Source organism: Spiroplasma endosymbiont of Thecophora atra (assembly GCF_964019735.1).
Lineage (GTDB): Bacteria > Bacillota_I > Bacilli_A > Mycoplasmatales > VBWQ01 > Spiroplasma_E > Spiroplasma_E ixodetis_A.
In genome coordinates this window covers 455,387-471,215 of sequence record NZ_OZ026464.1, presented here as the reverse complement: position 1 = coordinate 471,215, position 15,829 = coordinate 455,387, and the positions used below count along the sequence as shown (strand labels likewise).

13 protein-coding genes, 1 pseudogene and 1 other annotated feature are annotated in these 15,829 nt (G+C 24.1%); of the genes and pseudogenes, 1 reads left to right on the top strand and 13 read right to left on the bottom strand.

Going from position 1 to position 15,829, the window contains the following annotated elements:
- Positions 1-205: 205 nt before the first annotated feature.
- The 9 genes from AACL05_RS02655 to obgE all read right to left on the bottom strand — a co-directional run bounded on the left by AACL05_RS02655 (position 206) and on the right by obgE (position 11,737).
- Positions 206-2,458, bottom strand: a complete 2,253-nt coding sequence (locus AACL05_RS02655) for a RelA/SpoT family protein (RefSeq protein WP_338962385.1) — start codon at positions 2,456-2,458, stop codon at positions 206-208.
- Positions 2,459-2,471: 13 nt separating this feature from the next.
- Positions 2,472-2,993, bottom strand: coding sequence for an adenine phosphoribosyltransferase (locus AACL05_RS02650; protein WP_338962383.1), 522 nt, complete (start codon positions 2,991-2,993; stop codon positions 2,472-2,474).
- Between the two features lie 9 nt (positions 2,994-3,002).
- Entirely contained in the window at positions 3,003-6,167 is a 3,165-nt protein-coding gene (secDF, locus tag AACL05_RS02645) for a protein translocase subunit SecDF (protein ID WP_338962380.1), read from the bottom strand.
- Positions 6,168-6,288: 121 nt separating this feature from the next.
- On the bottom strand, positions 6,289-7,233 hold the full coding sequence (locus AACL05_RS02640; protein WP_338962378.1) for an AAA family ATPase: 945 nt from the start codon (positions 7,231-7,233) through the stop codon (positions 6,289-6,291).
- A complete protein-coding gene (gene ruvA, locus AACL05_RS02635; RefSeq protein WP_338986374.1) occupies positions 7,223-7,768 on the bottom strand; it encodes a Holliday junction branch migration protein RuvA in 546 nt (181 codons plus the stop codon). The genes AACL05_RS02640 and ruvA overlap by 11 nt, the downstream gene beginning before the upstream one ends.
- Positions 7,769-7,851: 83 nt before the next feature.
- Positions 7,852-8,574, bottom strand: a complete 723-nt coding sequence (locus AACL05_RS02630; RefSeq protein ID WP_338962375.1) for a YebC/PmpR family DNA-binding transcriptional regulator — start codon at positions 8,572-8,574, stop codon at positions 7,852-7,854.
- Between the two features lie 12 nt (positions 8,575-8,586).
- Complete coding sequence (nadE, locus tag AACL05_RS02625) at positions 8,587-9,333, bottom strand: NAD(+) synthase (protein WP_338962373.1); 747 nt, start codon at positions 9,331-9,333, stop codon at positions 8,587-8,589.
- 2 nt (positions 9,334-9,335) lie between these two features.
- Entirely contained in the window at positions 9,336-10,427 is a 1,092-nt protein-coding gene (locus AACL05_RS02620; RefSeq protein WP_338962371.1) for a DNA recombination protein RmuC, read from the bottom strand.
- 23 nt (positions 10,428-10,450) lie between these two features.
- On the bottom strand, positions 10,451-11,737 hold the full coding sequence (obgE, locus tag AACL05_RS02615; RefSeq protein ID WP_338986199.1) for a GTPase ObgE: 1,287 nt from the start codon (positions 11,735-11,737) through the stop codon (positions 10,451-10,453).
- A gap of 868 nt (positions 11,738-12,605) precedes the next feature.
- On the opposite strand from obgE, the gene AACL05_RS02610 reads away from it, so the two are divergent.
- Positions 12,606-12,743: a hypothetical protein gene (locus tag AACL05_RS02610; RefSeq protein WP_338962367.1), complete on the top strand. Its 138-nt coding sequence runs from the start codon at positions 12,606-12,608 to the stop codon at positions 12,741-12,743.
- A gap of 472 nt (positions 12,744-13,215) precedes the next feature.
- Here AACL05_RS02610 and coaBC read toward each other — a convergent pair whose 3' ends face one another.
- From coaBC to rplU, 4 genes and pseudogenes are all read right to left on the bottom strand, one after another.
- Positions 13,216-14,388: a bifunctional phosphopantothenoylcysteine decarboxylase/phosphopantothenate--cysteine ligase CoaBC gene (gene coaBC / locus AACL05_RS02605; protein ID WP_338962365.1), complete on the bottom strand. Its 1,173-nt coding sequence runs from the start codon at positions 14,386-14,388 to the stop codon at positions 13,216-13,218.
- A gap of 102 nt (positions 14,389-14,490) precedes the next feature.
- Positions 14,491-14,778 carry a 50S ribosomal protein L27 gene (gene rpmA, locus AACL05_RS02600; RefSeq protein ID WP_174481212.1) on the bottom strand — a complete coding sequence of 96 codons (288 nt, stop codon included), beginning with the start codon at positions 14,776-14,778 and terminating at the stop codon, positions 14,491-14,493.
- A gap of 2 nt (positions 14,779-14,780) precedes the next feature.
- Positions 14,781-15,092, bottom strand: coding sequence for a ribosomal-processing cysteine protease Prp (locus AACL05_RS02595; RefSeq protein WP_338962363.1), 312 nt, complete (start codon positions 15,090-15,092; stop codon positions 14,781-14,783).
- A gap of 334 nt (positions 15,093-15,426) precedes the next feature.
- Positions 15,427-15,717 (bottom strand): annotated as a pseudogene (gene rplU, locus AACL05_RS08740) (50S ribosomal protein L21); the annotation flags it as partial.
- A gap of 11 nt (positions 15,718-15,728) precedes the next feature.
- Positions 15,729-15,801 (bottom strand) — a sequence feature (ribosomal protein L21 leader region).
- Positions 15,802-15,829: the final 28 nt, after the last annotated feature.

Here is a 15,829-nt window from a genome sequence, read left to right as displayed (position 1 = left end):
TTTTAGGAACGTTTCTTAACGCGGTACCATCCTAATTCATTTACAAAATAAATGCACTTAATTATAATTTATCATATTTAATTAATTAATAATACAAGCTATTTAATGTCATAAAATTAGTTAACCAGTGTTTGCACCAACCACACCGTCTCTTAATGTTTACCCTAAATTTACTTTTAAATGCTGAAAATATTATACTAAAATATTACATAATTATTCTGTTTATTGCAATAATATCAGGAATTTTTTTAATTGATGAAATAATTTGATGTAAACGTTCAATATTAGAAACTTTAATTAAAATTTTTAAACTTCCATGATTTTCCTTAAGTTTATTATTAGCATCAATACTTTGAATTTGTGCCTTTAAATAGCCCAAAATATTTAAAACATCAGTCATCAATGCTGGTCGATCTAAATATCGAATTTGAATTTTTGAATTATAAAGATGATCACTGGTTGCTAATAAATTTCACTTAGTATCAATAATACGTTCTTTCCGCTCTGGCAAACTAACATTAGGACAAATTAAACGATGAACTTTAATACCTTGCCCTTTAGTAATATAACCCGCAATTGGTTCATCAGGAATAGGTAAGCAACAATGAGCCAATGATGTTTTAGTATTGGGGGCATTTTCAATAATAATTTCATTATTACTACTTAAATTCATTGTTGTTTGTTGTTTAGTTTTTAATTCTTGAAATGTTGCTGAATCACTATATAAAATAGTAGTAACCGCCTGTTCAATTGTATAAGTTCCATTAGCAACATCTAAGCAAAAATCTTCATACGTTTTATATTTTAATGATCTAATTCTTGACATAATAACATTACGTTTTGCAATTTTTCAACGAATGTGATTTTCAATAATATATTCTTCTATTTTTTCCTTTGTTTTTTTTATTTTCTCTTTGTTTTCTGTATCTTTAATTTTATTTTCTTGATTAAATTTTTCTTGCTGATTATTTAAATATTTTTTTATTTTATGTTGAGCAAAATTGGTCTTAACAATATTTAATCAATCATGAGAAGGACGTGCGGTTTTTGCGGTTTTAATTTCAACAATATCCCCTGATTTTAAAACAGTATTAATAGGAGAATAAATACCATTTATTCTTGCACCCACTGTTGTTTCACCAATTTCAGTATGAACTTTAAAAGCAAAATCTAAAACAGTTGAACCAAATGGTAATGTTATAACATTACCATTTGGAGTTAATACATAAATTAAATCACTAAAAATATCTTGTCGAATTTCTTTTTCTAAATTATTATCTTTGGCAATATTATCTGCTAATATGTTTTCATCAACATTTGGATTTAAGTCATTTAAATTTAATATTTCTTGAAAAATATTTAATTTTTCATCAATTTCTGCTTGACGTTTCTTAGGATTTTTATTTTCCCCTTCTTTATATCTTCAATGCGAAGCTGCACCTGCTTCAGCAAAATCTTCCATTTCTTCAGTTCTAATTTGTAATTCATAAATTTCATTATCAAAAACAACAGATGTATGTAATGATTGATACATATTATTTTTTGGTGTTGCAATATAATCTTTAAATCTACCCGGAACAGGAGTAAAACTTTGATGAATATAACCCAAAATGGCATAACAACTATCAATAGAATTAGTAACAACTCTAATTGCTAAAATATCATGTATATCATCAAAATCTTTTCCAAAATAATACATTTTACGATAAATAGAATATAAGTGTTTACTACGACCATAAATTTTAAAAATTAAATTTTTATGTTGTGATAATGTTTTACTTAATTCTTTAATAATTTCATTAACTAATTTTTCACGTTTTTCACGATCTAAATTAATAAGGTTATCAATTTTTTTATACTCTTTAGGATGTAATACTGCAAAAGAACGATCTTCTAGTTCTGATTGTAATTTACGCATACCTAGACGATGAGCAATAGAAGCATAAACTTCTAAAGTTTCTTTAGCAATAATTATTTGTTTTTCAGGATTTAAAAAATTAATAGTTCTAATATTATGTAAACGATCTGCCATTTTAATAATAATGACACGAATATCATGAGCTAAACTTAAATATAATTTACGTAAATAATTAGCTTTAATTTCATTTCTTTTTTCTTTTGCAAAATGGCTAACTTTAGTTACAGCTAAAACTAAATTAGCAACTTCCAAACCAAATTCTACTACTAACTCATCAAAAGTTGTTGGTGTATCTTCTAAAATATCATGTAAAAATCCTGCTTGTATTGAAGAGACATCTAAATGCCATAATACTAAATTGTATGCTGTTGATAAAACATGATAAACATAAGGATCACCATTCTTTCGATATTGATCTTTATGTTTTAATAATGCATATTCATAAGCTACTTTAATTTTTGTAATTTGCTTAGGATCTTTGATAAATATTTTTGCTTCCGCTAATAATTGATTAAAATCTTTACAAGTTAAATTATTCATTATTTACTACTTATTAAAACTTAATTATTTCTAACAGCGGAATATTATCAAAATGATGTTTATTAGCAAATTCAGAAAGCGAAATTAAAGTAGCAATACCAACTGATTGAGCGTTACTTTGCTTTATTAAATTAAGACAAGCATTAATTGTCCCTGAAGTTGCAATCAAATCATCAATTATTACTACTTTATCTTTTGTTGAAAGTACATTTTGCTGCATTTCTAATATAGCAGTACCGTACTCTAAATCATAAGTTACTTTATAGGTTTTACCTGGTAATTTACCTTTTTTACGTGCAAGAACTAATTTAATACCCAACTTATATGCTATAGCAGCACCAAAAATAAATCCTCTTGCTTCAGGTACTAAAATTGCTGTTGCTCCACATTTTTTAATAAAATCTACAAAAATATTAACAACACTTTGAAATGCTTCTGGATTACTTAATATTGGGTTAATATCTTTAAATTGGATACCTTTAATTGGAAAATCAGGAATATTAATAATAATCTTTTTTAATGATTCTTTTGTCATTGCAACCACCTATTCATTAATACCTTTAATAACATATTCATCTGCACCAATGAAATGTTTTTTAATTTTATTAATACGTTTTTTATATCTATAAACTCTTCATTTCTCAAAATAAGTTCAAATAAAAGGAGCAATAAAGTAAGATGATACTAAACTTACTATACAACCTATTAATAATGATAAACTAACTATTCAGAAACTAGGAATAATAAACATAACAATTACTGATGTTATTAATACTACAGCATTAATAACTAATGTTCTTGGTAAAGCCTTTTGAACACTTTTATTTGAAATTTGAATTATTTCTTCTGTGCTAATAACTTGTGTTTGATTATTATTAATCTTAATTTCACGAATATTATCAAAAATTGACATAATACTAATTATTGTTAAAATCATTACTCCCAATAATATTCCAACAATTGAAGTAGAAATTACAATTTGGAAAATACTAATAATAGCAAGTGTCATTAGTAAACTAAAAATAATAGCTAAAATTAAAGGAATAACATAAGTCAATTGAAATCTAATAATAATATAAATTAAAATAACAATAAAAGATAAAGCAATTGAAATAATCATATTAACTAATAAATCTACACCTGACTTAGCAACAACTAGATCAATTTCTCCTCATTGTAAAATAGATTCTTGTTTTCAATTTCTAGTAATCTTTCCTAAAAAATTCTTAAACCTTTGCTGCATACTTTGAGAATTTACTGTTGTTTGAACAATAATCTTAAACTGATATGGTTTTCCTTCACCACCAGCAATTAAGGAAAAATTAATATTTTTAAAATATTTACTAAATTGACTATTATTTTGAATTTCTTTATTAATAAAATCTTTTGCTAATTCTGCTTCTTTAATAATATTGTAACTAGGATCACTTGGATCTTGAGTAATTGTACCCATTCCAACAAAATCAGTTCGTTGATCAAAACCAGAACCAAAATTAGAACCAATTACACCATAAGTAATACCTGAAGCAAGAACAATAACAGCAGAACCTGAAAGAATTCATTTTGTTAATTTATGAAAATAATTTCAGTTACTTATTTTAAGTTTTGAAAAAACATTTTTAAAATTAACTAATATTTTTTTGTCTTTTGCTTTAACTATTTGAATTTTTAACGGTTTTAATGCATTAATTAATTCTTGTTTCAATTTATTAATTTCTTGTGAAAGATTTAATTTTAAATCTTTTACTTTTGACTTATAAACTGATCTTGATTTACTATGTTCTTTTTTTAATTGCTGCTTATCAACTTTAAATTTTTTAATTAATTCTTTAACTTTATTTTTATAACTAATTTTAAGCTGACATTTTTCTGAAATTAATTGTTTTTTTATTTTTTTATCACTACTTTTAATATTATTTGTATCTATTGAATTATTTAAAACTATAGTGCTTTTTCTACTAATATTATTAGTTCCTAAAAGTTGAGGTTTATTTTCTAACCAGTTATTTCGTAATAATGTTCATAACATTAATCTTAATAAGATAATTCCAAAAATAATTACACCAAAAGTAGCAATAGAAGTCATAATAATAAAACCTTTGATAGCACGAGTTCCAAATCAGAAAATAGTTAAATTAACAATTAAAATAATAGCACTACAATCTAATGAAGAAGATAATGTTTTCTTATTTGCTGATTTAAAAGCACTAATCAAAGTTTTACCTTGCATATATTCATTTTTAAAACGTTCCAACAAATTAATAATCGTATCTAATAATAGTGCAAAACCAATAATTAAAGCAATTACGCTTTCAGGAGCAATTATGCCATTAATGAAAACAAAACTAACAATAGTAAATAATAAAAATAATGATATTATAATTAGAACAATAACTCCTAACATACGATAATAAAACAGAACAATAGTCATAAGAACAAAGGTAACTAATATAATAATAACAACTGCAATTTTTAAAGATGTTGCACCTAGCGTTGGACTAACATTAGCATAAGATAACATAGTAAAATTATTTTTTGACAATCCTGATGTTAAAACACTTTTCATTTGTTCAACTGTTTCAAGATTAAAAGTATCTGAATTAATTGAAATACTATTGTTAGTTACTTTAACTTCACCAACTCAATATGGAATATAACGATAATCAATAACATCTTCATGTAAAATATCTGAAACATCTGGTAAACGTAATAAATCTTTAATATAAGGCAATCATGCATTCATAGGTGAACCAACAATAGGGGAAGCAAAAGGATCAAAGCGATTAGCAGGATCATATGTATTTTTTTCATCATTAGTATCAACAGAAAGACTATGAACTGAACCTAAATTATCAGAATAAATTCAATTAATACCAAATTGACCATTTTGATTAGGATTTAATAGTCGTGCTAAAGTAGGGTCTTGTGCTTTAGCTCTAGCTAAAATATCAGTACCTTTACCAAGACCTGGTGTATTATTATCTAATAATGATGTTAATGATGCTTTAATCTTACCATCAGTATCATTTTTAAGATTATCAATTATAAAAGCAAGGGAGCGAATACCCTCCATACTACTTCGAATATAATCTAATAACTGACCAATATCTGAATAAATATAAAATGTATTTTCTTTGGCAGAAGTAAGTTCTTTTAAAACTGAATCATTTTTAACATCAAAAACAAGTTCTGGGCGATGAGTAACAGAATTATTAACAGCTTTAATAGCAGAAAAAACATCACTAGTTAATAATCTTTTATCTCTTTTTGTTCAAGTAGTAGCTTTGTCATCTTTCTTTTCAGTTGCTAATAAGTCATTACCATCTTTATCAACAATATAAGAATAACCACGTCGTGATACACTGTGAACAAAAGTAGAAATATCAACTCCCGCATCTTTACTCAACGCTAAATTATACTTATTATTATTATTGCTAGTAATGCTTTCAATATAAACGTTACTAGTACCTAAAGGGTCAACTCTGTCTTTTAATAAATTAATAACATCTTTTTGTTTACCTTTAGCCTCATATTGAACTTGTGTTTGATAACCACCAGCAAACTCAATACTTAATTTACTATTATTTTCAACATATTTAGCACTAAACACTACTGAAATTATTATTGCAGAAACAATAATTATTAAACTAAAAATCCTTAAAAAAAATCCAAGATTTTTAGTTTTTCTTGTCCTAGAAGAAGTGTTCATATTTCTTCACTCCTAAATCATTTTATTTGTATAAACATAGATTGTATATTATTTAAGCACTATATAAGAATACCAACATTCGTTATAAATAACAATTGTTTTACAATAATATCAAAAATAATTATTTTCTAAATAAAATTATATTATTATTAATATACTCTTTACCAATAATTGTTATTTTACGACCCTTAGTTGTCTTAGTAATTAAACCACAATGAATAAGTCAAGGTTCATAATGAATTTCAAGATTTTTTCTTTCTTCATTCAAAAGTTGACAAATAATTTCAATACTCAAACTTTTATCTAAATTTACATTATTAAACAATGCTAAATATGCCAATTGTAAACTATTTAAACCTAAAGGATAAATTTGCAAAAAAAATAAAATTTGCAAAATATTAGTTTCATTTAAATCTACATTCATAACAACACAATAATTATACAATTGTTTAATGATGTTAATAATGAGTCGCGGAATATTACGACAATGATTAGCAATAATATTTATTATATTATTTTCTAATTTTCAATTTAAACTTAAAAAAACTTGTGAAATAATACTTTTAATATCCTGATAATTATAATCAGATAATTGTAAAATATTAGGAATACGACTTATCAACGCTTTAGTTAAGATTCCTACTTTATTAGTAGCACCAATAAATGTAAAAGAGGATAAATTAATTTTAACAATTTTATTATTATAATCTTTACCAATCATAATATTAATAAAATTACCTTCTAATGCAGAATATAATACTTCTAATATTTCATAGTTAACAACATGAATTTCATCAATAAAAACTATATCAGATTGTTTGATATTTGCTAAAATACTAATAATATCACTAGTTTTATTAATGCTTGTTCCTTCTAAACTATGAAAATTTACTTGCAATTCTTCTGCTATTAATCGTGCAATAGTTGTTTTTCCAATACCAGGAGGACCAATCAATAAAATATGACTTAAAGCAATATTTTGAATTTTACTACCTTTGATTAAAATTAGAATACGTTCAATAACATTATTTTGTCCAACAAAATTATTAAAACTACTAATACCCATATTTTATTTCCTTAATAGCTAATGCAATAATTTCTTCAACTTCCAAATCTCAATTAATATTTCTTAATAAAAAATTATTAATTACTATTGAACTAAAACCTAATTTTAATAATGTATCAAATACTAAATCTGATTTTTCATTTTGACTAGTTGTTAAATTACTTACTACTTTAATATGATTACTAAAATAATTAATAATATTATTAGCAATTTTATGAGTTATACCTTTACACTGTTGCAATATCTTATAATCTTGTTTGCTTATAGCCAACTTAATACTATCAAGTGATAGTTGATTTAATAATCTTAAAGCAGTTTTTGGTCCAATATTACTAATATTAAGTAAGTGAATAAAAAAGGTTTTTATTGGTTTTGATACAAACCCAAAAAATTGTTCATAAGTTGGTTTTTGATGAAAATAAACATAAATTTTCATTTTAATATTTAATGGTAATGTTTGTAAATTAACACCTTCAATAATATATCCATGATCATTACATTCAAAAATAATTTTATTTTCATAAAATTCTTTAATAATACCTAAAAATATTCATCCATAACTTATTCCTCCTTTTCTATTCTTACTATTAATTAGATGAAAAAGAAAAATAAACCTTTTTATTTTTTAAAATTATGTTCAATTGAAAGCACATCATCATCATTTTCAATTGTTTCTAACAATATATCAATTAATTTAATTTGTTGTTGATCAGTAATGGTAATCAATTCATGGGGAATATTAACAATTTCATTACTAATAAAATCATTAATATTATTTTTTTCTAATAAATTAGTTACAGCATTTAACTGTTTAGGATTAACTTCAATATCAATAATATCTTCATTTTTTTCAATATTAAAAATTTCAAAATCAATTATTAACTCCAATATTTCTTCAACTGATAATAAACTTGAAAATTGAATTACCCCCGTTGTTTGAAATAAATATTGAACAGAATTAGTAGCAGCTAAATGACCACCCAATTTATTAAAATAACTTCGAATATTACTTGCAGTTCGATTTTTATTATCAGTTAAACAATGAATAATTATGGCAATATTACTTGGTCCATATCCTTCATAAGTGACTGCTTCATAATTAGTTATTTCATTTTTATTACTAGCTTTATTAATAGCACGATTAATATTATCCTTTGGCATATTTATACGTCGTGCTTTTTCTAACATTAATTTTAATCGTGGATTATTTTCAACATTTGCACCACCTAATTTAACAGCAACATAAATTTCTCTTGATAATTTTTGAAAAATTTTACCACGTTTGTTATCTTGGGCATCTTTACGATGTTTAATATTTTCATATTGTGAATGTCCAGCCATATTCTCATTCCTTTATTTTTTTCTTGTTCATTTTGGAGCTTGCGATACAGGTATTCTTTTGTGTGCACTATTCTGATGCATAAATTCAATTTTATTAATTACTGATGATGGTATTAATGATTTATTTCCTAGTAAATATTGATCTAATTGTTCATACTTAAATTGCATTTCCATTTCATCGGTTTGTCCATCTCATAAACCAGCAGTTGGCTTACGAATAATGATCTCTTCATTAACTTTTAATATCTTTGCTGCAGCAAAAACATCTTTTTTTAACAAATGAATAATTGGTAATAAATCAACACCACCATCACCATATTTAGTAAAATAACCAATGTGTCATTCGTCACTATTATCTGTTCCTACAACTAAATAATTATGATTTTGTGCATATGCATAAAGAGTATTCATTCTTAATCTAGCTTTTAAATTTCCTAAAATTAATTTTGATTTTTCTATATTAATTTCAGTTTCTAATGTTTTTTTAAAACTTAAAAAAACATTATTTAAATTAACTACTTTGGCATTTAATTTATGAATATTAACTAAATTATTTGCATATTCTAAATCAATATCTGGTGAAAAACAAGGCATAATTAATGCTAAATGATCATTAGGAAAAGCTTTTTTAATCAATAATGCTACTACTGCTGAGTCAACACCACCACTTAAACCAACAATTAAACCTTTGGCATTTGCTTTTTTTACTTCACTTTGTAAAAATTTAATAATTTCATCTAAATATTGTTCTAAATTCATAATTATTCACTCTCTTTTATTTCTTCAGACATTTCAAAAATATTGTTATAATGTCCAGCAATTTTATTATGGGTTTTATCTAAAGTTTCAATGGCTTTATTAGTTGTATCAAAACCAGACTTAACTTTTTCTCATCTATCAACCCAACGATCAAAATCATCTTTGAATAAACGTAATTTTTTTGCCATTTTTTCTAAATTTTTATTGAAATCAATGTCTTTACGATTTTTATCAACTGTAAATAAAACAGCAGATAAAGTAGTAGGAGAGGTAATTCAAACACGTTTCTTAAAAGCATATTCAACAATATCATCAGCAAATTGTGCGTAAATAAAAGCAAATATTTCTTCAGAAGGAATAAACATTACTGCGCTAGAAATCTTATTTTTAATATTAATATATTTTCCAACTTCATCAATTCGTTTACGAATATCATTACGAAAATCTTTTAAATAATTTTCTTTAACTTTAATATCTTCACTTACTAAATACCTTTGATAGTTATCAATTGAAAACTTTGAATCAATAGCAATTCCTTCTTTTTCAGAATCTGTTTTTACATAGGCATCAACAACTTTGCCATCAATTGTTTTATATTGTCGTTCTCATAATTTTTGATTTGAACCCAACATATTAGTCAAAATTTTTTCTAAAACAAATTCACCAACATTACCACGTTTTTTAGTATTAATAAAAACTTCTTGTAAACTTTGAATATTATCATTAATTTTTCCTAAAACAGTTGATGATTCTTGTAACTTTGCTAAATCTTTAATAACATCTACTACTTGTCTTTGAATGACATCAGCATTGCGTTTATAATCATCTTCTTTTTTATCTAAATTTTTTTGAAAATTATCAATATTACTCATTAAATTAATTAATTTTTCGGTTTTATCACGATCTGAACCATTTCATGATGTTTTAAAATCATTTAATTGTTCTTTTAAAGTTTCTACTTGCATTTTTAAAAAGTCTTGTGCAATTGGGTCACTAGTAACATTCTGACTTTTTTTAATTTGCATATAAATTATTAAGCCACCAATACTACTAATAATTAAAATAACTACCAATAAATTAATTACTATTTCCATTTCCTATTTTCCTTTGCCCTTTTTTATTCTTCTTCTCAAATCATATCATAATTAAAAATCTTAACATGATCACCTTTTTTTATTCCTTGCTTTCTTAATTCATCATAAATTCCTAAATCTTGTAATTTAATTTTAAATAATAAAATATTATGATAATTATTTAAAGGATTTTTTTGATATATTACTTCAACGGTTTTACCAGAAATAGTTCATTGATTACTTGCAATTTTAGTAATAAAAACTTGTGGAACTTCTTCTTTATTAATATATTCATAAAGAATATGTTCTTCATTATTTTCATCATTATTAACTTGATGCAGTTGTTCTTTTTCAACAGCTTTAGCAATATCTTTAATTAATATATCCAAACTAATATGTTTCATAGCAGAAATTGCAATTATTGGTAATTTAATTTGTTCTTTTAATTTCTCTAAATTAGTTTGTGCATCTGGTAAATCAATTTTATTTGCAACAATTAAATGAGGTTTTTTTGTCAAATCTTTATTATAACTTTCTAATTCACTCATAATTAATTGATAATTTAAAAAATGATCTTGAGTCTTATCACTAATATCAATCATATGTACTAAAACTTGACAACGTTCAATATGACGCAAAAATTGTAAACCTAATCCTTTTCCTAAACTAGCTCCCGCTATTAATCCAGGCAAATCCGCCATAACAAAATTATTATTTTTATCAACTCTAACAACACCTAAATGCGGATTAAGAGTAGTAAAAGGATAATCAGCAACTGCTGGAGTTGAAGCAGAAATAGCTCCTAATAATGTTGATTTACCGGCGTTAGGCAACCCAACTAATCCGGCATTAGCCAATAATTTCAACTCACAAATTATTTCAAAATGTTGTCCAGGCATTCCTTTTTCACATATTTTAGGTACTCGATTTATTGCCGAAGCAAAACGAGCATTTCCTCGTCCACCAAGACCACCGGCAGCAATTATTATTTCTTGTTTATCTTTAATAATATCACCAAGAATATTTTGAGTTTTGTTATCTCTAATAATAGTACCCAATGGAACTTTTACATAAGTATTGGTTCCTTTACGTCCATGCATATTTTTGGGTGCACCATTTTTACCATCTTCAGCAGTTATCTCTTTATTTTTACGTAAGTCTAATAGAGTATTCATGCCTGAATCACCAATAAAGATAATATTACCGCCTCTTCCTCCATCTCCACCAGATGGACCACCTTTGGCTACATAAAGTTCACGACGAAAAGCAACAACACCATCACCGCCTTTGCCGGCAGTAACTTTTAATTTTGTTACATCTATAAAACGCATTTCTTACTCCTTTTTTATATTAATAAAAACTCTTATTATATAGTTTTAACATTTTTGTGTAAAATACTATTTTATTTTTCATATAATTTTAGTATACAGATATTATTGTTAAAAAAATAATAATTTACTATATCTAGTTAATATTTTTTGTAAACCATTTTTGCTTTATGAAAAATTATATGAAAAATAAAACTTATAGGTGTTTTTATTAATTTGCTTAAAATCAAATAAATAGTTTTTTTATTTAGTTTTATCTTTGAAAAAATATATTGTATATTGTTTTTTTCACATATAAACTTTATTTGAGATTTATTTAAAGTAATTTAAAAAAATAAATGAAAATTTAATTAAAAATAAATATTTATATTTAAAAAGGGGTACTTTAAAAAAGATAAATGATAAATATAAAAATATAGTAAAAAAATCTGATGTTGATAGTTGATGAGGTATTACCACTAGCAATAAATGTGATAAAAAAATTGAGAAATTAAATAAAAAATTACAAGAAACATGTAATAAATTAGACGAAATAAGCAATCTTTATACAAAATCAGTAAAAGAAAACAAAAATTTTGAATATAAAGTTAAAGAACTAAAAGAAGAATTAAAAAAAATTCAAGATAAAAATACAAAATTAGAAATAGAATTAAATGATTCAAAAAACAATAAAAAAGAATTAGAAACACAATTAAAACAATTTCAAGACAGTAAAGAAAAACTAGAAACAGAACTTAAAGATTATAAGGATAATAATCAAAATTTAGAAGAAGAACTAAAAGCAACTCAAGATAAAAATACAAAATTAGAAACAAACTTAAAAGAAGCAACAGAAAGTATTGAACATTTACAAGAAATAATCCAAGATTACATGGATAATAAAGAAAAACTAGAAGAAGAATTAAAAGAAACTAAAGGTATTAAAGAAAAATTAGAACAACAATTAAAAGAAGCAGAAAAAAATATTAGATATTTACAAAAAAATAATACAAGAAAATACAGAAAATAAAACACAATTAGAAAAAGAATTAAAAGATTATATAAATAATAACCAAAAATTAGAAAAAGAACTAAAACAATCTCAATATCATAAAGAAAAATTAAAAAAACAATTAAAATATTCAAAAGAAAACATTGAAGAACTAAAAAAAATAATACAAGATTGTAAAAACACTGTAGAAAAACTAGAAAAAGAATTAAAAAACACTAATGATATTAATAAAAAAATTAGAAACTTTGTACTTGAATGTATACCTTTAAATTAAAAATATACTTAAATATATAACGTTTTCTTATATATTTATTGATACAAATTAATTACATACTCAAATTCTATTATAAAAAATAAGCAATATGATATTTTAATTTTAAATATATATTGCTTATTTTTTATAATAGAGTTCACTATATAAATAAAATTTTTTTAAAATAATCTATTGTTAGGGAAAAATATTAAAGCAATAAATTCTATTTTTATTATATTAATAATTTAAAATATTTTTACTTATAATATCAACTATCTGTTTAGCAACTTCCACTTTTGAACCAATCAAATTATAATTATTATTTTTAAAATAAAAATTAATTTCTGTTTCATTTTTACCCATAACACTAATATTATTAATACAAATACCATCGCAATTTTTAATTTTCATTTTTTCGATACCAAGATTTTTATCATTAACTTCTTGAGCAGCAAAACCAATTAAAACTTGTTGTGCTTTCTGCTTACCTAAAAATGCCAATACATCAATATTAGCAATCAGTGATAAAGATAAATTTTCATTTTTATTTTTAATTATTTTATTAGGAATATATTTACTTACTTTATAATCATTTAAAGCAGCAGCACATATTACAATATCAGCATTATCAAAGTTTTCTTTCATTGCTAAGAACATTTTTTCATTAGTATTCGCTTTAATAATAGTTAGGTTTTTTTGCGATTTAATTTCAAAATCACAATCACCTGCAACTAATACTACTTTAGCGTTAGTTTTAAGAAAAGCATCTACTAATGCTTTACCCATTTTTCCTGAAGAATTATTAGTAATATAACGAATTGGATCAATATAAGTTCTAGTGCGACCAATATTAATTAAAATTTTTTTATCAGATAAATCAATATTTTTTTTAAAAAAATCTTTAATTTTTGCTAATGCATTATCTGGACTTTTAACCCGTCCATCACCAATCATCTTACAGGCTAATATTCCTGAATCTGGAGGAATAATAGTAATATTTTCAAAATTAGATAATTCTAATAAATTTTTTTGAAAACTTTGATTGTGATACATATTATGATTCATTGCTGGAAATAATATCTTTTCTGCTTTAGAAGCTAAAAATACTGATAATGCTAAACTATCAGCAATTGCTAAATTTGCTTTACTAATAAAACTCATAGTAGCAGGATAAACAACAATTAAATTTGTTTTAATCGCTAAATTAGTATGAGTAATTAAATCTCCTTTAACATATGATTCTTGTTCAAACATTTCAGAATAATAAGAAAATGTTTTATCTTCTAGAAAATGTAAAGAACTTTTAGTACAAATAATATCAACTAAAAATTCTTTTTTTAATTGTTTTAATAAAATTAAGGCTTTGTTTGCTGCAATACTACCAGTAATTATTAAAGTAATATGTTTCATTATTTTCTCCTATCATATCATTAAACATAAAATAAACAAACAAAACCTATCTTCAAAATATGATAGCATTGAAAATAGGTTTTTATTATTAAAAATTTATTTTTACTTTTTATCAAGTATAACTGAAACTCGTGTTTTATTTTTTTTAAAAATAGTATACTTAACAATTCCTGATTTTAAAGCAAATAAGGTATCATCACCACCACGTCCTACATTTTCACCAGGGTGAATTTTAGTTCCACGTTGACGATAAATAATTGTTCCCTCTTTTAAACTTTGTCCATCACCAATTTTAGCACCTAAACGTTTAGAATGTGAATCACGACCATTACGAGTTGAACCCACTCCTTTTTTTGAAGCAAATAATTGTAAATTTAATTTATAAAACATAATTACACCTCCTTTATGTTAATATATTTTGGATATTGTTCTTTAATAGTTTTTAATTGTCAAAGCATTGTTTTTAAAATGATTTGACTATTATTAGTGAAACTAGCAACTTTAAGTTTAACTAATCCAGCAGTATTATTAATTACTTGAACTTGATTATTATCAAGTTCATGAAGTGCATTTAATGTACCAATAACAATGGCTGAAATCCCTGCACAAACAATATCATTTCCAATTTTTGAAAAATTAGCATGACCAATAATTATAACTTCTACAATGTTACTATTTTGGTAATTATAAGTAACTTTAACCATAATTTAATATTACCTTAAATTATTTTTTATTATTTTCATCATCTTCTTTAACAACTTTAACAGTCATATTTTTATGATCAAAAATAGTTTTTAAATTACCTTCACTAACAACAGTTTTAGTGTTATCTGGTTCTGTAATATTATCCTTAACAACTGATTTAGTTTTAACAAGTTTTTCTTTTGTAAGTTCTTTTTTTACTTTACTAACTACTGATTTTGGCTCTTTAATAATAGGAGTTACTACTTCAGAAATTACTTCTTTTTTTACTTCATCTTTAATTACTGGTTTTGATTGTTCAGTCTTCTTATCAACAAGACTTTTACCACCAAGTAAGATATCAGTAATTAATACCTTTGTATATGGCTGACGGTGTCCATACATTGTTTTTGAATTTTTCTTAGGTTTATATTTAAACACTCGAATCTTTTTTGATTTATCTTGTTTAATAATCTCACCATGAACTTCAGCACCTTTTAGGAAAGGTTTACCGAATTGTTGATCAATCATCAATATTTTGTCAAAAATAATCTTATCTTTAGCTTTGCCAACAAGTTTTTCAACAAAAATCTCTTGACCATAGGAAACGTTAATTTGTTTTCCTCCTGTTTGAATAACTACAAACATTTTTCTTATTACCTCCAGTTTAGACTCGCCTTATAGGTGGAATAAATCACTTGTTAACCTAAAGTAGAGCGGTTGAAACTGCATAAACAGTCTTAAATATTATAAAGTATTT